At 55.7% G+C, this 22,817-nt stretch carries 23 protein-coding genes; 9 read left to right on the forward strand and 14 right to left on the reverse strand.

Annotated features, from left to right (window positions below; genetic code table 11):
* The first annotated feature begins 114 nt into the window (after window positions 1-114).
* The 6 genes from cpxP (at window position 115) to IPZ49_RS07520 (ending at window position 6,260) form a co-directional block, all read left to right on the forward strand.
* Window positions 115-621 (forward strand): cell-envelope stress modulator CpxP, encoded by a 507-nt coding sequence (gene cpxP / locus IPZ49_RS07495; RefSeq protein WP_023305089.1) that lies wholly within the window; start codon window positions 115-117, stop codon window positions 619-621.
* Window positions 622-774: 153 nt separating this feature from the next.
* Window positions 775-1,659, forward strand: coding sequence for a CDF family cation-efflux transporter FieF (gene fieF / locus IPZ49_RS07500; RefSeq protein WP_063146857.1), 885 nt, complete (start codon window positions 775-777; stop codon window positions 1,657-1,659).
* 184 nt (window positions 1,660-1,843) lie between these two features.
* Window positions 1,844-2,806 (forward strand): 6-phosphofructokinase, encoded by a 963-nt coding sequence (gene pfkA / locus IPZ49_RS07505; protein WP_003862009.1) that lies wholly within the window; start codon window positions 1,844-1,846, stop codon window positions 2,804-2,806.
* Window positions 2,807-3,037: 231 nt separating this feature from the next.
* The gene (locus IPZ49_RS07510; RefSeq protein ID WP_023298902.1) at window positions 3,038-4,027 is read left to right on the forward strand and encodes a sulfate ABC transporter substrate-binding protein; all 990 of its coding nucleotides are present in this window, start codon (window positions 3,038-3,040) and stop codon (window positions 4,025-4,027) included.
* Window positions 4,028-4,138: 111 nt separating this feature from the next.
* Window positions 4,139-4,882, forward strand: a complete 744-nt coding sequence (locus IPZ49_RS07515) for a CDP-diacylglycerol diphosphatase (protein WP_023307189.1) — start codon at window positions 4,139-4,141, stop codon at window positions 4,880-4,882.
* A 73-nt stretch (window positions 4,883-4,955) separates the two neighbouring features.
* Window positions 4,956-6,260, forward strand: coding sequence for an SLC13 family permease (locus tag IPZ49_RS07520; protein ID WP_023307188.1), 1,305 nt, complete (start codon window positions 4,956-4,958; stop codon window positions 6,258-6,260).
* Between the two features lie 47 nt (window positions 6,261-6,307).
* Here the strand turns inward: IPZ49_RS07520 and tpiA are convergent, their stop codons facing one another.
* Window positions 6,308-7,075 (reverse strand): triose-phosphate isomerase, encoded by a 768-nt coding sequence (gene tpiA / locus IPZ49_RS07525; protein WP_003862019.1) that lies wholly within the window; start codon window positions 7,073-7,075, stop codon window positions 6,308-6,310.
* A gap of 111 nt (window positions 7,076-7,186) precedes the next feature.
* Window positions 7,187-7,783, reverse strand: a complete 597-nt coding sequence (locus IPZ49_RS07530) for a DUF1454 family protein (RefSeq protein WP_022649805.1) — start codon at window positions 7,781-7,783, stop codon at window positions 7,187-7,189.
* A 112-nt stretch (window positions 7,784-7,895) separates the two neighbouring features.
* On the opposite strand from IPZ49_RS07530, the gene IPZ49_RS07535 reads away from it, so the two are divergent.
* Window positions 7,896-8,315 carry a DUF805 domain-containing protein gene (locus IPZ49_RS07535; RefSeq protein ID WP_022649804.1) on the forward strand — a complete coding sequence of 140 codons (420 nt, stop codon included), beginning with the start codon at window positions 7,896-7,898 and terminating at the stop codon, window positions 8,313-8,315.
* Here the strand turns inward: IPZ49_RS07535 and fpr are convergent, their stop codons facing one another.
* The 4 genes from fpr to IPZ49_RS07555 form a co-directional block, all read right to left on the reverse strand.
* The gene (gene fpr / locus IPZ49_RS07540) at window positions 8,316-9,062 is read right to left on the reverse strand and encodes a ferredoxin--NADP(+) reductase (protein ID WP_022649803.1); all 747 of its coding nucleotides are present in this window, start codon (window positions 9,060-9,062) and stop codon (window positions 8,316-8,318) included.
* A 96-nt stretch (window positions 9,063-9,158) separates the two neighbouring features.
* Window positions 9,159-10,169 (reverse strand): class II fructose-bisphosphatase, encoded by a 1,011-nt coding sequence (glpX, locus tag IPZ49_RS07545; protein WP_023307187.1) that lies wholly within the window; start codon window positions 10,167-10,169, stop codon window positions 9,159-9,161.
* Between the two features lie 170 nt (window positions 10,170-10,339).
* Window positions 10,340-11,848 (reverse strand): glycerol kinase GlpK, encoded by a 1,509-nt coding sequence (gene glpK, locus IPZ49_RS07550; RefSeq protein ID WP_022649801.1) that lies wholly within the window; start codon window positions 11,846-11,848, stop codon window positions 10,340-10,342.
* A gap of 21 nt (window positions 11,849-11,869) precedes the next feature.
* Window positions 11,870-12,715 carry an MIP/aquaporin family protein gene (locus tag IPZ49_RS07555; RefSeq protein ID WP_058646049.1) on the reverse strand — a complete coding sequence of 282 codons (846 nt, stop codon included), beginning with the start codon at window positions 12,713-12,715 and terminating at the stop codon, window positions 11,870-11,872.
* 400 nt (window positions 12,716-13,115) lie between these two features.
* Here IPZ49_RS07555 and zapB point away from each other — a divergent pair, with 400 nt between their 5' ends.
* The gene (gene zapB / locus IPZ49_RS07560) at window positions 13,116-13,355 is read left to right on the forward strand and encodes a septal ring assembly protein ZapB (protein WP_022649799.1); all 240 of its coding nucleotides are present in this window, start codon (window positions 13,116-13,118) and stop codon (window positions 13,353-13,355) included.
* A gap of 583 nt (window positions 13,356-13,938) precedes the next feature.
* Here zapB and rraA read toward each other — a convergent pair.
* The 7 genes from rraA to priA form a co-directional block, all read right to left on the reverse strand.
* Window positions 13,939-14,424, reverse strand: coding sequence for a ribonuclease E activity regulator RraA (gene rraA, locus IPZ49_RS07565; RefSeq protein ID WP_063146859.1), 486 nt, complete (start codon window positions 14,422-14,424; stop codon window positions 13,939-13,941).
* 92 nt (window positions 14,425-14,516) lie between these two features.
* Entirely contained in the window at window positions 14,517-15,443 is a 927-nt protein-coding gene (gene menA / locus IPZ49_RS07570; RefSeq protein WP_088581795.1) for a 1,4-dihydroxy-2-naphthoate polyprenyltransferase, read from the reverse strand.
* Window positions 15,444-15,505: 62 nt separating this feature from the next.
* On the reverse strand, window positions 15,506-16,840 hold the full coding sequence (hslU, locus tag IPZ49_RS07575; RefSeq protein ID WP_022649796.1) for an HslU--HslV peptidase ATPase subunit: 1,335 nt from the start codon (window positions 16,838-16,840) through the stop codon (window positions 15,506-15,508).
* Between the two features lie 9 nt (window positions 16,841-16,849).
* Window positions 16,850-17,380, reverse strand: coding sequence for an ATP-dependent protease subunit HslV (hslV, locus tag IPZ49_RS07580; RefSeq protein WP_022649795.1), 531 nt, complete (start codon window positions 17,378-17,380; stop codon window positions 16,850-16,852).
* 94 nt (window positions 17,381-17,474) lie between these two features.
* Entirely contained in the window at window positions 17,475-18,443 is a 969-nt protein-coding gene (gene ftsN / locus IPZ49_RS07585; protein ID WP_017383099.1) for a cell division protein FtsN, read from the reverse strand.
* A 92-nt stretch (window positions 18,444-18,535) separates the two neighbouring features.
* Window positions 18,536-19,561, reverse strand: coding sequence for a DNA-binding transcriptional regulator CytR (gene cytR / locus IPZ49_RS07590; protein WP_063146860.1), 1,026 nt, complete (start codon window positions 19,559-19,561; stop codon window positions 18,536-18,538).
* A gap of 119 nt (window positions 19,562-19,680) precedes the next feature.
* Window positions 19,681-21,876, reverse strand: a complete 2,196-nt coding sequence (gene priA, locus IPZ49_RS07595; RefSeq protein WP_063146861.1) for a primosomal protein N' — start codon at window positions 21,874-21,876, stop codon at window positions 19,681-19,683.
* 200 nt (window positions 21,877-22,076) lie between these two features.
* On the opposite strand from priA, the gene rpmE reads away from it, so the two are divergent.
* A complete protein-coding gene (gene rpmE / locus IPZ49_RS07600) occupies window positions 22,077-22,289 on the forward strand; it encodes a 50S ribosomal protein L31 (RefSeq protein ID WP_003862040.1) in 213 nt (70 codons plus the stop codon).
* A gap of 48 nt (window positions 22,290-22,337) precedes the next feature.
* Here rpmE and metJ read toward each other — a convergent pair whose 3' ends face one another.
* Complete coding sequence (gene metJ / locus IPZ49_RS07605; RefSeq protein ID WP_006179183.1) at window positions 22,338-22,655, reverse strand: met regulon transcriptional regulator MetJ; 318 nt, start codon at window positions 22,653-22,655, stop codon at window positions 22,338-22,340.
* Between the last annotated feature and the right edge of the window lie 162 nt (window positions 22,656-22,817).

The following is a 22,817-nucleotide window of genomic DNA, read 5'->3' on the forward strand; positions in this document are numbered from 1 at the left end:
AGGCTATCTAATCCATGACTTTACGTTGTTTTACACCCCCTGACGCATGTTTGCAGCCTGAATCGTAGACTGTCTCTCGTTGAATCGCGACACGAAAGATTTTGGGAGCAAGTGATGCGCAAAGTTACCGCTGCCGTCATGGCCTCAACGCTGGCCTTCTGTGCGTTTAGCCAGGCTGCTGTAGCTATCAACAGCGATAACGGTTCCTCAGCAGAGGGCGCAACGCAGCACAGCAGCCAAAGCCATATGTTTGACGGCATAAGTTTAACCGAACATCAGCGTCAACAGATGCGAGATCTGATGCAGAGGGCAAGACACGACCAGCCCCCTGTTAATGTTAGCGAAATGGAGACAATGCATCGCCTTGTCACCGCAGAAAATTTTGACGAAAGCGCTGTACGCGCTCAGGCAGAAAAAATGGCGCAGGAACAGGTTGCCCGCCAGGTAGAAATGGCGAAGGTACGCAACCAGATGTTCCACCTGCTAACGCCCGAGCAGCAAGCGGTTTTGAATACCAAACATCAGCAACGTATGAACCAGTTGCGTGAGGTTGCACGGATGCAGCGAAGCTCAGATATGACGCTTTTCAGTAGCAATAGCAGTACCCGTAGTAACCAGTAAACCCTGTTTTCCTTGCCATAGACACCATCCCTGTCTTCCCCCACATGATGTGGGGGTTTTTTTTGCCCATCGTTCAGTGTTGTTAACCGTTTATTCATCCTTTGACTCCTCAACCATCCGTTATACTAGCGCCATGGCATGACAGGAGTGTTTATGAATCAATCCTATGGACGGCTGGTAAGCCGGGCCGCAATCGCCGCGACGGTGACGGCGTCGTGTTTGCTGATCATTAAAATTTTCGCGTGGTGGTACACCGGGTCGGTTAGTATTCTGGCGGCGCTGGTGGATTCACTTGTGGATATTGCCGCCTCGCTGACCAACCTGCTGGTGGTGCGCTATTCGCTGCAACCGGCGGATGAAGAGCATACGTTTGGCCACGGCAAAGCGGAATCGCTGGCCGCGCTGGCACAAAGTATGTTTATTTCTGGCTCCGCGCTTTTCCTGTTTTTGACCGGCATTCAGCATCTTATTTCGCCTTCTCCGATGAACGATCCGGGCGTTGGTGTGGTCGTAACCGTAGTTGCACTTATAAGCACACTTGTTCTTGTAACGTTCCAGCGCTGGGTTGTACGCAAAACACAAAGCCAGGCTGTACGGGCCGATATGCTTCATTATCAGTCTGATGTTATGATGAATGGGGCAATTCTTATTGCGCTCGGTCTGGCCTGGTATGGCTGGCATCGTGCCGATGCGTTGTTTGCGTTAGGGATAGGGATCTATATTTTATACTGCGCGTTGCGGATGGGGTATGACGCGGTACAGTCGCTTCTTGACCGTGCGCTTCCGGATGCAGAACGTGATGAAATTTATGCCATCGTGACCCACTGGCCTGGCGTCAGTGGTGCTCACGATCTTCGTACGCGGCAGTCAGGGCCGACCCGCTTTATTCAGATTCATTTGGAAATGGAAGACAACCTGCCACTGGTTCAGGCGCATATGGTCGCTGAACAGGTGGAGCAGGCGATTTTGCAGCGTTTCCCTGGGTCAGACGTCATTATTCACCAGGATCCGTGCTCTGTCGTCCCCAGGGCGTTTTGAGCTTTCGTAATTCGTTGTAAAAAAGTGAGCCAGACCAGCATTTTGTGGATAAATTACCACCATATGGCCTGACCTGAATCAATTCAGCTGGAAGGGATTGATATACTATTTGCAGTATTCGACGGTTGAACAGTTTCTTCCGGCAGCAGATTTCAATTTTGCATTCCTAAGTTCAGAGGTAGTCATGATTAAGAAAATCGGTGTGTTGACAAGCGGCGGTGATGCGCCGGGCATGAACGCGGCAATCCGTGGGGTTGTCCGTGCAGCGCTGACGGAAGGTCTGGAAGTTTTTGGTATCTATGACGGTTACCTGGGTCTATATGAAGACCGCATGGTTCAGCTCGACCGCTACAGCGTGTCTGACATGATCAACCGTGGCGGTACTTTCCTCGGTTCCGCGCGCTTCCCGGAATTCCGTGACGAACACATCCGTGAAGTGGCTATCGAAAACATGAAAAAACGGGGTCTGGATGCGCTGGTGGTTATCGGCGGCGACGGCTCGTACATGGGTGCAAAACGTCTGACTGAAATGGGCTTCCCGTGCATCGGCCTGCCTGGCACCATCGACAACGACATCAAAGGCACTGATTACACCATCGGTTACTTCACCGCGCTGGGTACCGTTGTGGAAGCGATTGACCGCCTGCGTGACACCTCTTCCTCTCACCAGCGTATTTCCATTGTTGAAGTGATGGGCCGTTACTGCGGCGACCTGACCCTGGCGGCGGCCATTGCCGGTGGCTGTGAGTTCGTGGTAGTTCCGGAAGTAGAGTTCAGCCGTGAAGATCTGGTCGCAGAGATCAAAGCCGGCATCGCGAAAGGTAAGAAACACGCCATCGTTGCTATCACCGAGCACATCTGTGACGTTGACGAGCTGGCGAAGTACATCGAAACCGAAACCAAACGCGAAACCCGCGCGACCGTTCTGGGTCACATTCAGCGTGGCGGTTCCCCAGGCCCGTACGACCGTATCCTGGCGTCCCGCATGGGTGCGTACGCGATCGAGCTGCTGCTACAGGGCCACGGCGGCCGCTGCGTCGGTATTCAGAACGAGAAACTGGTTCACCATGACATCATCGACGCCATTGAAAACATGAAGCGTCCGTTCAAAGGTGACTGGCTGGACTGCGCGAAAAAACTGTACTGATCGGCTCTGTTGCCCGGTGGCGGCAAGGTAAATGCAAAACGGTAACCCTTGGGTTACCGTTTTTTATGGTTGCTCCCTCTCCCGTGGGAGAGGGTTGGGGTGAGGGCATCAGGCCGCTCATTCACTTTTTTTATTCCTCCACGTTATAGCCAATCTTTTTTTATTCTTTAATCATCGGTTAGCTTTCTGGCACGCTGCATTCATCAAAACACTAAACAAGAGAGCCGGGCGATGAATAAATGGGGCGTGGGGTTAACATTATTGCTGGCATCGACCAGCGTTCTGGCAAAGGACATTCAGTTACTGAACGTGTCGTACGATCCGACGCGTGAACTGTACGACCAGTACAACAAAGCTTTTGCGGCGCACTGGAAACAGGAAACCGGCGATAACGTGGTGGTTCGCCAGTCTCACGGCGGTTCAGGTAAGCAGGCGACATCGGTGATCAACGGCATTGAAGCCGATGTGGTTACCCTGGCGCTGGCTTATGACGTAGACGCGATCGCGGAGCGTGGCCGTATCGACAAAAACTGGATCAAGCGCCTGCCGGACAACTCTGCGCCATACACCTCGACCATTGTCTTCCTGGTGCGCAAAGGCAACCCGAAACAGATTAAAGACTGGAACGACCTGATTAAGCCGGGCGTGTCTGTCATCACGCCGAACCCGAAAAGCTCCGGCGGCGCACGCTGGAACTACCTGGCGGCCTGGGGCTACGCCCTGCACCACAACAACGGTGACCAGGCTAAAGCGCAGGAATTCGTGAAAGCGCTGTTTAAAAATGTCGAAGTGCTGGACTCCGGCGCGCGCGGCGCAACTAACACCTTCGTCGAGCGCGGCATCGGCGACGTGCTGATTGCCTGGGAAAACGAAGCCCTGCTGGCGACCAACGAGCTGGGTAAAGACAAATTCGAGATCGTGACCCCGAGCGAATCCATCCTGGCTGAGCCGACCGTCTCCGTCGTCGATAAGGTTGTTGATAAGAAGGGCACCAAAGCGGTGGCGGAAGCCTACCTGAAGTACCTCTACTCACCGGAAGGGCAGGAAATTGCGGCGAAAAACTTCTACCGCCCGCGCGATGAGGCCGTCGCGAAGAAATACGAAAACGCCTTCCCGAAACTGAAGCTGTTCACTATCGATGATGTTTTTGGCGGCTGGACCAAAGCGCAAAAAGAGCACTTCTCTAACGGCGGCACCTTCGACCAGATCAGCAAGCGCTAAGCGTTTTACAAAGAACGACACGGTAACCCGGTGTGAGAAATCCACCGGGTTTTTTATTTGGTCATCATTTTGCGTTACTCTTTTGCCTCTATTGAAAACAGGGAACGCGTTGTGAAAAAAATTATCTTACTGATTCTGATCGTTATCGCCCTTGCCGCAGGCGGCGTGTACTGGATGAAAGCGGGTAATCCGAATGCGTTGCGTCATATCGTTCTCGACCAGTGTGTGCCCAACCAGCTGCATAACCGTAACCCGGCACCGTGTGCGCAGGTGATGCCAGATGCGGGCTACGTGGTGTTCAAGGACCGCAACGGACCGCTGCAATACCTGCTGATGCCCACGTACCGTATCAACGGCACCGAAAGCCCGCTGCTGACTGAGCCTCAGACACCGAATTTCTTCTGGCTGGCATGGCAGTCTCGTCATTTTATGAGCATGAAACGGGGAGCCGACGTGCCTGACAGCGCTATTTCGCTGACCATCAACTCCCCGACCGGGCGCACGCAGAACCATTTTCATATCCACATCTCCTGCCTGCGCCCGGACGTGCGCGAGAAGCTGAACGCGGCGCAGGGGCAAATTAGCACCCAGTGGCTACCGCTTCCGGGCGGGCTGGAAGGGCATGAGTACCTTGCCCGTCGGGTGACGGAGAACGAACTGGTGCAGCGCAGCCCGTTTATGATGCTGGCGGAAGAACTGCCGGAAGCGCGCGACCATATGGGACGCTTCGCGCTGGCGATGGCGCAGCAGTCGGACGGCTCGTTTGTATTGCTGGCGACAGAGCGTAACCTGCTTACCTTTAACCGTGCGTCGGCTGAGGAATTGCAGGATCATCAATGCGATATCCTGAAGTGACCCCACCATAAATAGCGTTTACTCGCCCTGCCTGTCGCCGTAGACTTGCTGAAAAATTCTACAGGAGACAGGTATGTCGCTCTGGTTAACGCATCCTCTGCTGCTTCCCTCGCTGATCGTCGGCGTCACCATCGTGCTGTGGGCGACGTCGCTGTTGCCGGAATTTATCACCGCGCTGCTGTTCTTTACGGCGGCGATGACCGCCAGAATCGCCCCGCCGGAAGTGATCTTTGGCGGCTTCGCCTCGTCTGCCTTCTGGCTGGTGTTCAGCGGCTTTGTGCTGGGCGTGGCGATTCGGAAAACCGGCCTGGCGGACAGGGCCGCCCGGGCGCTGTCGGCAAAGCTTACCGACTCCTGGGTGCTGATGGTGGCAAGCGTTGTGCTGCTGAGCTATGCCCTGGCATTCGTGATGCCGTCGAACATGGGACGTATTGCGCTGCTGATGCCGATTGTCGCCGCGATGGCGAAGCGGGCCGGCATTCCTGATGGCTCGCGGGCCTGGTTTGGCCTGGCGCTGGCGGTCGGGTTTGGCACTTTCCAGCTCTCGGCCACTATTTTGCCCGCTAACGTGCCAAACCTGGTGATGAGCGGCGCGGCGGAGGGCTCATACGGTATCCACCTCAACTATGTCCCGTATCTGCTGCTGCACACGCCGGTGCTGGGTATTCTCAAAGGCCTGATTCTGATTGGCCTGATCTGCTGGCTGTTCCCCGGTAGCCCGAAACCAGCGAAGGATCTGACGCCGTCTGAACCGATGGGGCGTGACGAAAAACGACTCGCCTGGCTGCTGGCGGTGGTGTTGACGATGTGGGTAACGGAGAGCTGGCATGGCGTGGGCCCAGCGTGGACAGGGCTGGCGGCCTCGGTCATCGTTATGCTGCCGCGCATCGGATTTATCACCGGCGAGGAGTTCTCGGCGGGGGTGAATATGCGCACCTGTATTTACGTCGCGGGTATACTCGGGCTGGCCATTACGGTGACGCAGACCGGTATCGGTGCGGCCGTAGGCGAGGCGTTGCTCCATATCATGCCGCTGGATGCAGACCGCCCGTTTACCAGCTTCCTGGCGCTGACGGGGATCACCACGGCGCTCAACTTCATTATGACCGCCAACGGCGTTCCGGCGCTGTACACCACGCTGGCGCAGAGCTTCTCCGACGCGACCGGCTTCCCGCTGCTGTCGGTGATCATGATTCAGGTGCTGGGGTATTCCACGCCGCTGCTGCCGTATCAGGCGTCGCCGATTGTGGTGGCGATGGGCTTAGGGAAAGTGCCTGCGAAGGCGGGGATGCTGCTCTGCCTGGCGCTGGCGATTGCGACGTATCTGGTGCTGCTGCCGCTGGATTATTTGTGGTTTAGCGTATTAGGACGTTTGTAGTGGTTTTGTAGGGCGGGTTAGCGAAGCGCCACCCGCCCCAAAGGCAATTACGCCTGCTTAGCCGCTTCTGCCGCTTTAACGATCACCGCGAAAGCGTCTGCTTTCAGGGATGCGCCGCCAACCAGCGCGCCATCGATGTCTGGCTGGGTGAACAGCTCAGCTGCGTTTGATGCGTTAACGGAACCGCCGTACTGGATGATGACCTGCTCAGCCACTTTCGCGTCTGCTTTTGCAATGTGGTCACGGATGAACTTGTGCACCGCCTGTGCCTGCGCTGGAGTTGCAGATTTGCCGGTACCGATCGCCCAGACTGGCTCGTAAGCGATAACCGCGCCTTCGAACGCTGCCGCGCCCTGGGTTTTCAGCACAGCGTCGATCTGACGTGCGCACACTTCTTCGGTTTTACCCGCTTCGTTTTCTGCTTCGGTTTCACCGATGCACAGAACCGGGATCAGACCCTGCTCTTTCAGCACAGCGAATTTCTTCGCGATGAACTCGTCAGATTCTTTGTGGTAGGTGCGACGCTCAGAGTGGCCGATGATGATGTATTTCGCGCCGATGTCTTTCAGCATTTCAGCGGAGGTTTCACCGGTAAACGCGCCAGACAGGTTAACGTCAACGTTCTGCGCGCCCAGAATGATGTGGCTGCCGTCAGCGGCACGTTTAGCCAGATCCAGGTACATATCCGGCGGAGCGATAGCAACCGCGCAGCCGGTCACGCCAGCCAGCTCTTTACGCAGGTTAGCAACCAGTTCGTTTACCATGTGGCGGCTGCCGTTCAGTTTCCAGTTACCCATCACTAAAGGATGTCGCATTTCAATTCTCCACGCTCAATAAGCGAATTAAGGAATATGGCCACCCTTAAGGGCAGCATGGTCTGTGAATCAGTATAGAGATTTTCCCTCGAAAGGCTTTGCTTTTTGTCATTAATTCGCCCCCTCGAGTGCGTCTGATAGGGCCAGCTTAATCGGTTCAACCGCGAAGGTCAGCCCCTTTTCGCCGTTATCTGCGACGACATAGCGAACGGCACCTTCCGTATCGGCGTAATAGCGTTTGTTTTTCCCGGCGGTAAGCAGTTTTTGCAGCTTTTGCTGGCTTTGCGCTTTCGTGAAGGTGGGGGTAAAGGCGCGCAGAATAGCGCTCATATACTCCAGCGCTTTCGCTTTCGCCGCTTTCTGCTCTGGGCCCTGAATCGGCAACCAGGTGATCTGCATGCTTTTGATTTTTAACGTTCCGCGCTCAAGGGCAGTGGAAGCATATAGATTCTCGTTAATTTTGCTGGCAGCGCGGGTCAGGGTTGGCGTATCTCGGGCACCGTCAATCGCACGGAACTCTCCCAGCGCAAGCGAGGGGTTTTCTTTATTGAAGGCTTCGCGGAACTGGCTGATAGATTGATCGAAAGAGGGGGCGCCCGCCAGAAGGTAGGGGGCGGTGACCGGGGAAGCCGGTTCCGCGGCGTGCAGAGAAAAACTGGCGCTCAGCATCGCTAAACACAAATAAAGAGAGTGTGCCGAACTTTTCATCAACATTGCCCCTGGCCGTTATTGCCCATGATTAAAACGATATCTGGTCGGCTTGTCAAAAGGTCACAACTCCAGGGTAAAATGCGGGCTAAACAATAATAAGGAACCTTACATGACCATACAGCAGTGGTTGTTTTCATTCAAAGGGCGTATTGGACGCCGTGACTTCTGGATCTGGATGGCAGCGTGGGTTGTCGCCATGCTGCTTCTGTTTTTTGTTGCCTATAACGCCTGGCTGAGCACGCAAACTGCGGCTTTTGCGCTGGTCTGTTTACTGTGGCCAACCGCCGCCGTGGTGGTGAAACGTCTGCACGATCGCGGTCGCTCCGGCGCTTGGGCTTTTCTGATTATTCTGGCGTGGATGCTGGTGGCGGGGAACTGGTCAATGCTGCCCTCCATCCTCCCGTGGGTGGTGGGCAGACTGCTGCCGACGGTTATCTTTGTGATGATGGTTGTCGAACTGGGTGCGTTTATTGGCACCCAGAGCGAGAACAAATACGGAAAAGATACCCTTGAGGTGAAGTACCGCTGATCACCAGTAGTGTTCGGCGGTCATATGGCCCGGTCGGCGGCGAAGGTGTTTCGTCATCTGCCGGGTATCCTTCAGCAGTTGCTGCGTATCGCGCACCATCTGCGGATTACCGCACAGCATCACATGGCTGGTTTCGGTATTCATCGGTAAACCCACCGCCTCTTCCAGCGCGCCGCTTTCAATCAACGCCGGAACGCGGCCGGTTAACGAGCCAGCTGCGGTTTCGCGGCTGACCACCGTCTGAATTTTTAACTTCCCGCCATATCGCTGTTCCAGCGCCTGCATCTGCGGCAAATAGCTCAGGTCTGCGGCGTAGCGCGCGGCGTGGACCAGCACGATATTCTTAAAGCGCTCCAGATCTTTGCCGTACTCCAGGATAGAGAGATACGGGCCGATGGCCGTGCCGGTCGCCAGCATCCAGAGCGTGTCACAGTCGGGGATTTCATCCAGCACGAAGAACCCCGCCGCGTCGGAGACAATCTGCACCTCATCGCCCGGTTTCAGCGCGGCGAGGCGCGGGCTGAGCTTACCGTCCGGGACGGTGACCAGATAGAACTCGAGATCCGGGTTATCAGGCGCGTTAACGTAAGAGTAGGCGCGCTGTACGCGTTCACCGTCGATATCCAGCCCGAGCTTGGCAAACTGCCCGGCGGTAAACGGATGAACGGGAGCGTGCAGCGTGAGGCTAAATAGCGCATCGGTCCAGAACTGTACCTTTGTGACTTTACCTGTTACCCAGTCCGCCATGATCTTCTCCTGTGCTGTTTCTCTCTTCTATCTTCCGTACTTGTGGGAAACATTTCCAGCCCATTCGGGCCGGAAAGCTCTATCGATCAAACGGTTTTACAGAATGTGCGTCTGTACGTCCGGGTCTTTGCGGTCGAGATAATGAATGGACTGAATGCGGCGAATGGTGCGGGATTTGCCGCGGATCAGCAAGGTTTCAGTGGTGGCCATGTTTCCCTTGCGGGTGATGCCATCCAGCAGATCGCCTTTGGTGATGCCGGTTGCGGAGAAGACCACGTTATCGCTGCGAGCCATCTCGTTCAGCGCGAGCACTTTATTGGCCTCGATGCCCATCGCCGCACAGCGCGCCAGTTCGTCTTCACCAATGCGAAGGTTCTCGTCGCTGTCGCCTTTGACCTCATGGCGTGGCAGCAGACGCGCCTGCATATCGCCGTCCAGCGCGCGGATCACTGCCGCAGAGACCACACCTTCCGGCGCGCCGCCGATGCCGTAAAGCACGTCGACCTCACTGTCCGGCATGCAGGTCAGAATAGAGGCGGCAACGTCGCCATCAGGAATGGCAAATACGCGCACGCCGAGTGCTTGCAGATAAGCGATGGTGGCGTCGTGGCGCGGTTTCGCCAGGATGGTCACGGTGAGTTCGTTGAGCGGTTTACCCAGCGCCGCTGCGATATTGCGCAGGTTGGCATCCAGCGGCAGGCTAAGGTCGATAGCGCCTTTAGCACCAGGACCGACAATCAGCTTTTCCATGTACATATCTGGCGCGTTGAGGAAGCAGCCCTTATCGCCCACCGCCAGCACCGCCAGCGCATTGGCCTGGCCCATCGCCGTCATGCGCGTGCCTTCGATCGGGTCGACCGCGATATCCACCGCATCGCCTTTGCCTGTCCCGACTTTTTCACCGATGTAGAGCATCGGGGCTTCGTCGATTTCGCCTTCGCCAATGACGATAGTGCCATCGATATTGACCTGATTAAGCACAATGCGCATGGCGTGGACGGCTGCGCCGTCTGCGGTATTTTTGTCGCCACGGCCCAGCCACTTGTAGCCTGCGAGGGCGGCAGCTTCGGTGACGCGGGAAAACTCGATAGCAAGTTCACGTTTCATGAGGTACTCGTACAATCAAAAGGAATTGCACGAAGTTTATCACAGAGTGGGGAGGGGGAGGGGTGGTGCGGTCTGAGCCCCTCACCCCGGCCCTCTCCCCAAAGGGGAGAGGGTGTTTTAAGTCCCCTAGCCCCTTTGGAGAGAGGGTTAGGGTGAGGGGTGAGTCTGTCTTACTCGTCGTGCTCTTCCCATGCCAGGGCACGTTTCACCGCTTTCTTCCAGCCGCTGTAGCGGTAGTTGCGCTCGGTGGTTTCGATGCCTGGACGGAATTCGCGTTCGATCACCGCTTTTTCCTGAAGCTCGTCAAGGTTTTGCCAGAAGCCAACCGCCAGACCTGCCAGATACGCCGCGCCCAGCGCCGTCACTTCTCGCACCTCAGGACGTTCAACGCGGGTACCCAGAATGTCGGACTGGAACTGCATCAGGAAGTTGTTGGCTACCGCACCGCCGTCCACGCGCAGGGCGTGCAGACGAATGCCGGAGTCCGCCTGCATCGCTTCCAGCACGTCGCGCGTCTGGTAGGCGATGGATTCCAGGGTCGCACGAATAATGTGGTTTGAGTTCACACCGCGCGTCAGGCCGAAAATCGCGCCGCGGGCGTACGGATCCCAGTACGGTGCGCCCAGACCGGTAAACGCTGGCACCACGTATACGCCGTTGGTGTCTTTCACTTTGGTCGCGAAGTATTCGGAGTCAAACGCATCGCTGATCAGCTTCATCTCGTCGCGCAGCCACTGAATGGAGGCGCCCGCCATGAATACCGCCCCTTCCAGGGCATAGTTCACTTCACCGCGTGGGCCGCAGGCGATGGTGGTCAGCAGACCGTTTTCTGATTTCACCGCTTTCTCGCCGGTGTTCATGAGCATAAAGCAGCCGGTGCCGTAAGTGTTCTTCGCCATCCCTTCCTTGACGCACAGCTGGCCGAACAGCGCCGCCTGCTGGTCACCGGCAATACCGGCGATAGGAATACGGGTGCCGCCTTTACCGCCGATGTTGGTCTGGCCGTATACTTCTGAAGATTTGCGCACGTCTGGCAGCATCGCACGCGGAATGTCCAGCGCGTCCAGCATCTTGTCATCCCACTCCAAGGTGTTGATGTTGAACAGCATGGTGCGCGAGGCGTTGGTGTAGTCGGTGACGTGAACGCGTCCCTGAGTCATCTTCCAGATAAGCCAGGTATCGACGGTGCCAAACAGCAGCTCGCCGCGTCGTGCACGCTCGCGTGAACCTTCCACGTGATCGAGGATCCACTTCACTTTGGTGCCGGAGAAATAGGGGTCAATGACCAGACCGGTTGTACTGCGCACGTACTCTTCCATTCCGTCGCGCTTCAGTTTTTCGCAGATCTCTGAGGTGCGGCGGCACTGCCAGACAATGGCGTTGTAGATGGGCTTACCGGTTTCGCGCTCCCAGACAACGGTGGTTTCACGCTGGTTGGTGATACCGATAGCGGCAATCTCGTCAGAACTGATGTCGGCTTTCGCCAGCACTTCCACCAGCGTGGAGCTTTGTGATGCCCAGATCTCCATCGGGTCGTGTTCAACCCAGCCTGGACGCGGATAGATTTGCTCAAATTCGCGTTGAGACACGCTGACAATGTTCGCGTCATGATCCATTACGACAGCGCGGGAGCTGGTAGTGCCCTGGTCGAGCGCAACGATATATTTTTTTTCGGTCATGGTATGTGTCCCGTAGTCAGATTACAGCGAAGCTTTTTGTTGTGTGGTGGAAGTCGTCTCTTTTTCCTCTTCCACACAGGTGTCGCAAGGTAAGTGGCGACCAATTAATTTGCGATAGCCGAATGCGCCCAGCGCCGCCCCTACGATTGGCCCGAACAGCGGAACCAGGAAGTAAGGAATGTCTTTGCCGCCGGTAAAGGCGACATCGCCCCATCCTGCAAAGAAGGCGAAGGTTTTTGGACCCAGGTCACGCGCCGGATTCATCGCAAAGCCGGTCAGCGGACCCATTGATGCGCCAATTACCGCAATCAGAAGGCCAATCAAAAGTGGTGCCAGCGGGCCGCGCGGAATGCCGTTTCCGTCGTCGCCCAGCGCCATAATGACGCCCATCAGAATAGCGGTAATCACCATTTCAACTGCGAACGCCTGCACAAAATTAATATGCGGATTCGGATACGTTGAGAAAATGCCTGCCAGATCCAGACTTTCGACACTGCCACGCACCATATGATGCGTCTGTTCGAAGTCGGTGAAAAGATTGTAATAAAGCCCGTAAACTAACGCCGCTGCGCAAAAGGCGCCGGCAAATTGTGAAATGATGAAAGGGACAACTTTGCGTCCGTCAAAGCACGCGAATAGCCACAACGCGATGGTCACCGCCGGGTTAAGATGTGCGCCGGAAACCCCTGCGGTCAGGTAGATGGCCATCGCCACGCCCAAACCCCAGATAATACTGATTTCCCACTGACCAAAACTGGCACCCGCCACTTTCAGTGCAGCGACACAGCCTACTCCGAAGAATATCAACAACCCGGTACCCAGGAACTCGGCAATGCACTGGCCTTTTAAGGTTGATGTCTGACTCATAATCGGAATCCTGCAAAAGAGTAATGTTTATTGTTTGCGTGACCGCCCGTGACAGCCACGATGCCCTGTAGACATAGTGTTAATTTATCGTTAACGAGCACAAACGAGAAATATCGAAATCAAAATGTGTGGTCTGTGTCAATAAAATGAGCGTTTTCGCGCCATAAAGCGCGTTTTTGCATCAAAGGTATAATGTGAGCTGAATCATTTCATTAACTAAAGAGTTAACAATTTAGGGGTATATGCCGCGAACGCACCAGGACCAGACCTAAAAGTGTTGCAAACCGCGATCTGCGCGGTGTGTCGCTGGACACAGAGCGCCGCGCTCCATACAATCGACAGTATATGTCGTGCGCGTTTACGTTAAAGCGTCGCCTTGCAATTCAGGAGAGGTAGCATCATGTCTTTAGAAGTGTTTGAGAAACTGGAATCGAAAGTACAGCAGGCGATCGACACCATCACCCTGCTGCAGATGGAAATTGAAGAGCTGAAAGAGAAAAACAACTCCCTCTCCCAGGAAGTTCAGAATGCTCAGCACAGCCGTGAAGAACTGGAGCGCGAAAACAACCAGCTGCGCGAACAGCAGAACGGCTGGCAGGATCGCCTGCAGGCACTGCTGGGACGTATGGAAGAAGTTTAATTCCGGTGGGGTTAACTGATTAGGCCGGGTAAGGCGAAGCCGCCACCCGGCTTTTTTATGGTTTTCGCTAACCGATATCAAACCATAAAAAAGGCCGCCTGAGGCGGCCTTAACGCTACTTGTCCTGCGCTGTCGTAGCAAAAGCAACAAACCCAACAGGTTCATCGCTCTTTACAACGAGTACGCTGGCGACAATGAACGCGATACATAAATAGCGTTTCATTATGCGGTCCCTGCTGCTTACCGCTCCACCGTTCACCACCGGTGATAAGTCGGTGGACACAAGCCCGGTTAAAGGTTGCTTTACGGCTGTGAATACACCTTTCCCTGGACCGACGCCCATTTGCGAGATGGCGGAAAGGGACACAGCATCATAATGAGCAACAGCTGCGGAGTTAAGGTTTCCACACATAATTAGGAATTCATAAAGGGTCGACAGGGGTTACCTGAGGAATGAATCAGGGTAAGATAAAAATCCTGGTTAAAGGTTGCAATATCACCCAACGGACCGCGAATCCCGAGGGACAAAAAAACCGCCACATTGCTGTTGGCGGTTTTTTTATGCATCTCGCTTACCGATTAACTACTCAATATCCAGCGCATCCTCAGAAAGGATAATGCCGGTATTGTCAGCATAAAGGTGGTCGCCCGAGAAGAAGGTCACGCCGCCGAAATTGACGCGCAGGTCGCTTTCGCCGATGCCGTCGCCCGCTGCGCCTACCGGTATGGCCGCGATGGCCTGAATCCCGATATCCATGTCTTCGAGATCGTCCACCTGACGCACGGAACCGTACACCACAATGCCTTCCCACTCGTTCTGGACGGCAATTCCCGCCAGTTCAGCATCAATCAATGCACGGCGCACGGAACCGCCGCCGTCGACCACCAGAACGCGGCCACGGCCGCTCTCTTCAAGCAGATCGTACAGCAACCCGTTGTCCTCGAAACATTTCACCGTGATGATTTGTCCGCCAAACGACGACCGTCCACCAAAGTTGGAGAACAGGGGTTCAACGACGTTGACATCTTCCTGGTAGATGTCACAAAGCTCGGAGGTATCGTATTTCATAGGTTTAACGCTCTGTTGCTGCGAATGTGTTCAGTATATCGTGCGAAATGCCTTGTTGGCAAAATCATCAATTGTTAATTGATATTTGTCAGCTAACTCAGCGTCTGGCTTAAGACAATCCCGATGACGAACAGCAGGTTAGTCAGCAACGCGCCTTTTACCGTGCGCTCCAGCATCGGCGGCATGGCAGCCGGGCTGAGTTCACGCATGACATAGCGGGCCTGCTTAACCAGCAGCGGTGCGGCGAGCACAAACAGCCAGCCCCACAGGCTGTGCAGAGAGATCAGATTGAACAGTGCCAGGCAGACCAGCGCGCCGATGAGCAGGCAGGCGTGATAGCGGCGGGCATTCACCGGGCCCAGACGCACGGCCAGCGTGTTCTTACCGTTCTCACGGTCGCTGTCGATGTCGCGCAGGTTATTGATATTCAGCACCGCCGTCGCCAGCAGACCGCAGGCGGTCGCGGGCAGGAACAGGGCGGGGATCACCGTATGCGCCTGCAAGTACCAGCTTCCCATGACGCTCAGCCAGCCGAAGAACACCAGTACGGAGATGTCGCCCAGACCAATATACCCGTAAGGACGCGTCCCGACGGTATAGGTAATTGCTGCAATAATGGCGAGCAAGCCCAGCACCAGGAAGCCAATGAAATCGCTGGTGGTTTTCGAGGCGACCGTCACCAGCGCCAGGCCGGACAGGCAAATCAACACCACGGTGATAATCAGTGCCCGCTTCATCTGTGCCTGGGTAATTACCCCTTTTTGCATCCCGCGCAGCGGCCCGATACGATCAGGTTTATCGCTGCCTTTTACCGCATCGCCGTAATCATTGGCGAGATTAGAGAGGATTTGCAGTAGCCCGGCGGTGACAAGCGCCAGACCAGCCACCAGGGGATCGAAATGCCCCTGCCACCAGGCAAGTGCGGTACCGACGATAATGGCGGCAAAAGCCAGAGGAAGCGTTTTTGGACGCAGACTTTCGAGCCACGCCTGCGTACGGCTGATATCAGTCATAGTTATTTAGCCAATAAAAATGGGGGCCATAGCCCCCATCAACAGTGATGAAAATGCATTGAACGCGATTATAGAATAAAACGGCTCAGATCTTCATCTGCCACTAACGCATCCAGGTGTTTGCCCACATACTCTGCGTCAATGGTAATTGTTTGACCGTTAAGGTCGCTCGCATCGTAAGAGATATCTTCCACCAGGCGTTCCAGCACGGTGTGCAGACGACGCGCACCGATGTTTTCGGTGGTTTCGTTGACCTGCCATGCGGCCTGAGCGATGCGTTTGATCCCATCGTCGGTGAACTCGATATTCACGCCTTCGGTCGCCATCAACGCTTTGTACTGTACGGTCACAGAAGCGTTTGGCTCAGTCAGGATACGTTCGAAATCTTCAGTGGTCAGCGCCTGCAGCTCAACGCGGATTGGCAGACGACCCTGCAGTTCCGGAATGAGATCGGATGGGCTGGCAACCTGAAACGCACCTGACGCGATAAACAGAATGTGGTCAGTTTTCACCATGCCGTGCTTGGTAGAGACGGTGCAACCTTCCACCAGCGGCAGCAGGTCGCGCTGAACGCCTTCGCGGGAAACATCCGGGCCGGAGCTGTTGCCGCCGCGCTTACAGATTTTGTCGATTTCGTCGATAAACACGATACCGTGCTGCTCAACCGCATCGATAGCGTCCTGTTTCAGCTCTTCCGGGTTAACCAGCTTCGCGGCTTCTTCTTCAATCAGCAGCTTCATCGCGTCTTTGATTTTCAGCTTACGCGCTTTCTGCTTCTGCCCGCCCAGGTTCTGGAACATGGACTGCAACTGGCTGGTCATCTCTTCCATGCCCGGAGGGGCCATGATTTCAACGCCCATTGGCGCGGCAGCGAGATCGATCTCAATCTCTTTGTCGTCCAGCTCGCCTTCGCGCAATTTTTTGCGGAATGCCTGACGCGCAGCAGAAGGTTCAGGCTGCTGTTCAGCCTGTCCCCAGTTATTTTTTGCCGGTGGGATCAGCACGTCGAGAATACGCTCTTCGGCCATCTCTTCGGCGCGATAGCGGTTTTTCTCAATCGCCTGGACACGCACCATCTTAATCGCTGAATCGGTCAGATCGCGGATGATGGAGTCCACTTCTTTACCCACATAGCCCACTTCGGTGAACTTGGTGGCTTCAACTTTGATGAACGGCGCGTTAGCCAGTTTGGCCAGACGACGAGCGATTTCGGTTTTACCCACCCCGGTCGGGCCGATCATCAGAATATTTTTTGGCGTCACTTCATGGCGGAGCTCTTCGTCGAGCTGCATGCGACGCCAGCGGTTACGTAGTGCGATAGCCACGGAGCGCTTGGCGTTGTCCTGGCCGATAATGTGTTTGTTCAGTTCGCTGACAATTTCGCGTGGGGTCATTTCAGACATGGGCGATCCTTACGCTTTGGAGGTCAATTCTTCGATGGTGTGATTGTGGTTGGTATAGATGCAGATATCACCTGCAATATCCAACGCTTTCACCGCGATATCGCGCGCGTTCATGTCGGTATTTTCCAACAGCGCACGGGCTGCGGCCTGGGCGTACGGGCCGCCAGAGCCGATGGCAATCAGGTCGTTTTCAGGCTGAACCACGTCGCCGTTACCGGTGATGATCAGCGAGGCGTTTTCGTCAGCCACGGCCAGCAGCGCTTCGAGCTTGCGCAGCATGCGGTCGGTACGCCAGTCTTTTGCCAGCTCAACGGCGGCTTTCACCAGATGACCCTGATGCATTTCCAGTTTGCGTTCAAACAGTTCAAACAGCGTGAAGGCATCAGCCGTGCCGCCTGCGAAACCGGCGATCACTTTGTCGTTATAAAGACGACGTACTTTCTTCACGTTGCCTTTCATGACGGTATTACCCAGCGTGGCCTGGCCATCACCGGCAATTACCACCTGGCCGTTACGGCGTACACTTACTATTGTTGTCACGAGCAGACCCCCTGGTTACAGATTCGGGAAACAGAAGCCCTGAGCCTGTGCTCAGGGCTGAATTAAATGATAGATGGGGGGGATTTTGGGGGTTTCAACCCCCGGAGGCGAGTCGAATGCAGTTTGTGTGGCCAGCCACTTTCAAACGGGAAATGGTGCCGTCTGCGTTTTCTTTGCCTTTGACCGGTCCAATCACCACGCGATTCCAGCCGTTATTGGTGGTAATGCGTGAGTCAAATCCTTCAAATGCCAGCTGAGCTCGCACCGTTTCTGCCTGCTCAGCGCCTTTAAACGAACCGCACTGAACCATCCAGCGGCGTTCATCTTTTTTCTCAGCCGTCTGCTTTGGTGCCTCGGTCTCTTTAGTGACCGGCGCAGCCTGCTGCGTTTTTGGCTGTTGCGCAGTGGTATGTGCAGGCGTCTGCAACAGATCCTGATACGGCTGTGCTGTTTGCTTCTGCGGCTGGGCTTTCGGCTGCTGCTGAACAGGCTGCGTTTGTACAGTACGCGTCTGCTGCTGCGGTTGTGTACGCGGCTGTTGTACCGGCTGCGTCTGCGTCCACTGCTGCTGTTGCGTTTGCTGCTGTGCCTGACGCTGGCGCTGCAACGTTTGCTGACGCTGCGCCGGGGTTTGTTCGTTCCACGGTACTTCGTTCAGTTGCGTAGGCTGCTGGCGCATGTCCGCCTGCATCTGAGCGAGCAACTGGCGCTGTTCGTCCGTCAGCTGATCGGCATTCTTCACTTCACCCCCGGCAGAAGGCTCGGTAGGCGCACGTACGCCAGGCTGGCGGCTTTCCAGCTCTTTAATGTAGCGCCAGCGCTCTTCAGGCTTCGGAGGAAGGCCGTTGCCGACGACCTTGTTACCCTGAAGGGCTTCAGACTCTTCTTTTTTATGATGCGTAATGAAGTAGAGGCCGCCAATAAAGGCCACCAGCACAGCCGCAGCAATGGCGACCATGGCTGGGGAGACAGCAGACAGGCTACGTTGCTTGCTTTTTGAACTACTCTTTTTGCGTCGCGAAGGTGCCGGCTGGCCGCGACGTACATAATCTCGTTGTGCCACTATCGTTTCGCTGTATTTATTCGTTCGTCAGCCCGCCATGTTACTTAAGCGACGGGGCTTTGACCAGATAAGGGTGTCGAAAGGTATTTACTTTAAGTTAATGCCTGGGTAGAGCCGCGCACAATCAGCTCACAATCCAGTAGTCGTGACCCACTGCTAACTGTTTGACCGTGCAGCTGATCCAGCAAAAGCAGCATCGCTTCCCGGCCAATGTCATACCGCGGCTGCGAAACAGTCGAAAGCGGCGGATCGCAAAACTCCGAAAGCGAAATATTATCAAAACCGATTATCGACAGGTCCTTTGGCACGCGCAGGCCGTGACGTTTGGCGTAGGATAACGCCCCCAGCGCCATCACGTCGCTGTGGCAGAAGACCGCGGTAGGCGGTTCTGGTAAGGCAAGCAATTTTTGCAGCGCCTGCCCGCCCGCTTCAAAGGTGAAATCACCGCGCGCAATGTAGTGCGGATCGACAACAGCCCCGGTACGGCGAAGCGCCTGAACGTAGCCCTGCAACCGGTAATGACACAGCGGCATCTCTTCTGGTCCGGCAATACAACCGATACGCTTATGCCCCAGCTCCTGAAGATAGTTCACGGCGTTGAACGCAGCGGTGAGGTTATCGATATGAACGGTCGGCAGCTCCAGCTCCGGCGCGAATTCGTTCGCCATGACCATTGGCGGTAAATTGCGCTGTTCTTCAATGCTGGCATCAAACGGCAGGCGTGAGCCAAGCAGCAGCATGCCATCAATCTGCTTGGTGATGATCAGGTCGATGAACGTTTTTTCCTGCTGGTTCTGGTGGGCACAATCACCAATCAGCACCAGATAGCCCTGGGCGGCGGCCGTGACCTCAATGCCGCGGATGATTTCGCTGAAGAAGGGATCGCAGATGTCCGGCACGATCACCAGGATGGTGCGGGATTCGTTGCGTTTAACGTTGCGCCCCATGGCTTGCGGGAAATAACCGACCTCAAGCGCCGCCTTTTCAACCCGGTTTCGGGTCGCCTGGGAGACTTTGTCAGGGTTCATCAATGCGCGGGACACGGTTGCTGTTGAGACTTGTGCTTTCTCGGCAACGTCTTTCATGGTCGCCGAGGCAACCTCTTTCCTGGACTTCAACGTCTTCTCCTCGCCTGAACACCGAACTGCGGACCGCACCATTTTTACAGATAGTTAATGGAATCGGTTACAGAATTTTCATAAAAAGTGTGAGGCGCATTAAATTTTTCGATCCGTCTTCAGCCTTCAATCGGATCGACGTCCAGAACCCACTTCACTTTTCGCGCTTCCGGCAGGGTATTAATCAGCGCCAGCGTGCCGCTGACGATCTGCTGTAAACGGATACGCGAAGGGTGCTGAAGTAAGAGTTGCCAGCGGAAACGGCCGCCGCGTTTCGGGGCGAGCGCGGGTACCGGGCCTAAAATCCACAGCTGATTATCCACCAGTGGGCTGGCCTGCAGGAGATTTCTCAGCTGTTGCAGGAATAGCGGCGCCTGCTGGTTGTTATGATCTTCCGCACGGATGATGACGTGGCTGGTCCACGGAGGAAGCTGCATCGTCTGACGTTCGGCCAGCGCCTGGTCGGCGAAGGCGTCATAGCCTTTGTGCAGCAGCGTTTGCAGCAGCGGGTGCTCAGGATGGTGCGTTTGCAGCACTACTTCGCCCTGCTTACCCGCTCGACCGGCGCGACCAGCAACCTGGGTATAAAGCTGTGCGAAACGCTCGGCGGAGCGAAAATCCGCGGAGAACAGCGCGCCGTCGACGTCCAGCAGGGCGACCAGCGTCACGTCCGGGAAGTGATGCCCTTTCGCCAGCATTTGAGTGCCAATCAGGATGCGCGCGCCGCCGCGATGCACTTCCGCCAGCTGCTGCTCCAGTGCCCCTTTGCGGCTGGTGGTATCCCTGTCGATACGCGAAATGGGCACATCAGGGAAGAACGGCGCCAGCGCCTGTTCGAGCTGCTCCGTCCCCAGACCCACCGGCACGATGTGCGTTGAGCCGCAGGACGGGCACTGACGGGGTACCGGACGCTGGCTGTCGCAGTGGTGGCAGCGTAAATGGCGCTGAGCCTGGTGGAAGGTGTAGTAGTGATCGCAGCGCGGGCACTCGGCAATCCAGCCGCAGTCGTGGCACAGCAACGCAGGCGCGAAGCCGCGGCGGTTCAGGAACAGGATCACCTGGTTGCCCGCCTGCAAATGTTGGCGCATGCGGCTAATCAGCGCAGGCGCTAACCCGGCCTGCACCTGTTGGCCTTTCAGATCCAGCACATGCTGAATGGCCGGACGGGCATTCCCCGCGCGGCGCGTCAGGCGCAGCATGTGGTATTTACGCTGGCGAACGTTGTGCAGCGTTTCAAGCGCGGGGGTGGCGGACCCCAGAATAATGGGGATTTGCTCGCTGTGGGCGCGGTACACGGCTAAGTCGCGGGCGTGATAGCGCCAGCCTTCCTGCTGTTTATAGGAGCTGTCATGCTCTTCATCGATCACGATAACGCCGAGATTTTTAAACGGCGTAAAGAGTGAGGAACGGGTGCCAATCACAATCGCCGCTTCGCCGTTTTTCGCTTTCAGCCAGGCGCTGAGGCGCTCGCTGTCGTTCAGGCCGGAGTGCAGAACCTCAACGGGCGCATTAAAGCGTTCACGGAAACGGGCGATGGTTTGCGGCGTCAGGCCGATTTCCGGCACCATTACCAGCGCCTGTTTACCCTGCGCGAGCACATTTTCCAGTACGCTCAGATACACTTCGGTTTTACCGGAGCCGGTGACGCCCGCCAGCAGCCAGGCGGAGAAACGATCGGCGGCGCTGTGAATCGCGCCCACGGCGGTGGCCTGCTCGGTATTCAGACGCAGGCGATCGCCCGAGACGGAAAAGCCGTCGCGCCAGTCGTGAAGGGCAGGTGCTTCGCTGGCCAGCTCGCTCAGCCCTTTCTTCCTTAATGCCTGCAACGCGGTTTCGCTCACCTCGAGCTCGTCGACCTGATGGCGCCAGATTTTCCCCTGGCGTAGCGCGGCCAACGCCTGCTGTTGTTTTTGCGAGCGCTTCAGGCTGTTGATGTCGACGGCCTGGCCTTCCTCCGTGGCAAACCAGTACCACATTGGCGCATGGCTGGCGCGCTTACCCTGACGCAGCATAATCGGCAGGGCGTGGAACAATACGTCGCCAATAGGATGGTGATAATAATCTGCCGCCCACAGCAGCAGTCGCCAGGTGCTGTGAGAGTAAACAGGTTCATCATCCAGCACTTCAACGATCGATTTCAGCTCGGTAAGCGGCAGCTCGCTTTTATCGCTGACGGAGACGACGATCCCCACGCGCTGCTGTTTACCGAACGGCACGGTCACGCGACAGCCCGCTTTGGCGCTCATGCTGTCGGGCAGCAGGTAGTCAAAGGTGCGGGGAAGCGGAACGGGCAGGGCAACGTGAGCGACGGGCATCGAATCTTCCTGACTTGAAAAGTGGCGCGTTAGTATACACATTAGTGAAAGCGGCGTGCGGATCAGTTTGCATACGTTGGTTAAATTCTGTATGATTCGCCGCCTTTGGTGTACTTTACGCCAAAGAACTTACATTCAACATCGCGTGGTGTCTGGCGTTAGGGCTGGAAGAGCGACGCGGCCTTAACTGAGGTTCTCCCATGAAAAAAGATATTCACCCGAAATACGAAATGATTACTGCAAACTGCTCTTGCGGTAACTCTATCCAGATCCGCTCTACCGTGGGTCACGATCTGAACCTGGACGTGTGCGGCAAATGCCACCCGTTCTACACTGGTAAGCAGCGTGATGTTGCAACCGGTGGCCGTGTTGACCGCTTCAACAAGCGTTTCAGCATCCCGGGCGCTAAATAAGTTTCCCGAAAAAAAGGCACCGCAAGGTGCCTTTTTTGTATCCGCTTATCAGTATTCCCACGTATCCGGGTCGATACCCAATTCACGCATGATCACCTTCGCCTCTTCTGGAATTTCGTCACTGCGCTCTTTGCGCAGATCGTCATCGTTCGGCAACGGTTGGCCGGTAAACGCATGCAGGAACGCTTCGCACAGCAGTTCGCTGTTAGTGGCGTGACGCAGGTTGTTCACCTGACGACGCGTACGTTCATCGGTGAGGATCTTCAACACCTTCAGAGGAATGGACACCGTGATTTTCTTGACTTGCTCACTCTTCTTACCGTGCTCAGCGTATGGGCTGATATATTCGCCGCTCCATTCAGCCATGAGATACCTTTAATCCTCTCAGTCATTAATCTAAAGGTGCAAAACCGGTAACCATCAGTTTTGAACCGTAATCTTGCGTAGTTTACCGTAGAGACGATACCGAGGCACGGATATTGCCGCTGTAGCGTGTCCTAAAGCATATAATTTTAACGGCTATTTGCG

This window comes from Enterobacter cloacae complex sp. S2 (assembly GCF_015159675.1).
Lineage (GTDB): Bacteria > Pseudomonadota > Gammaproteobacteria > Enterobacterales > Enterobacteriaceae > Enterobacter > Enterobacter intestinihominis.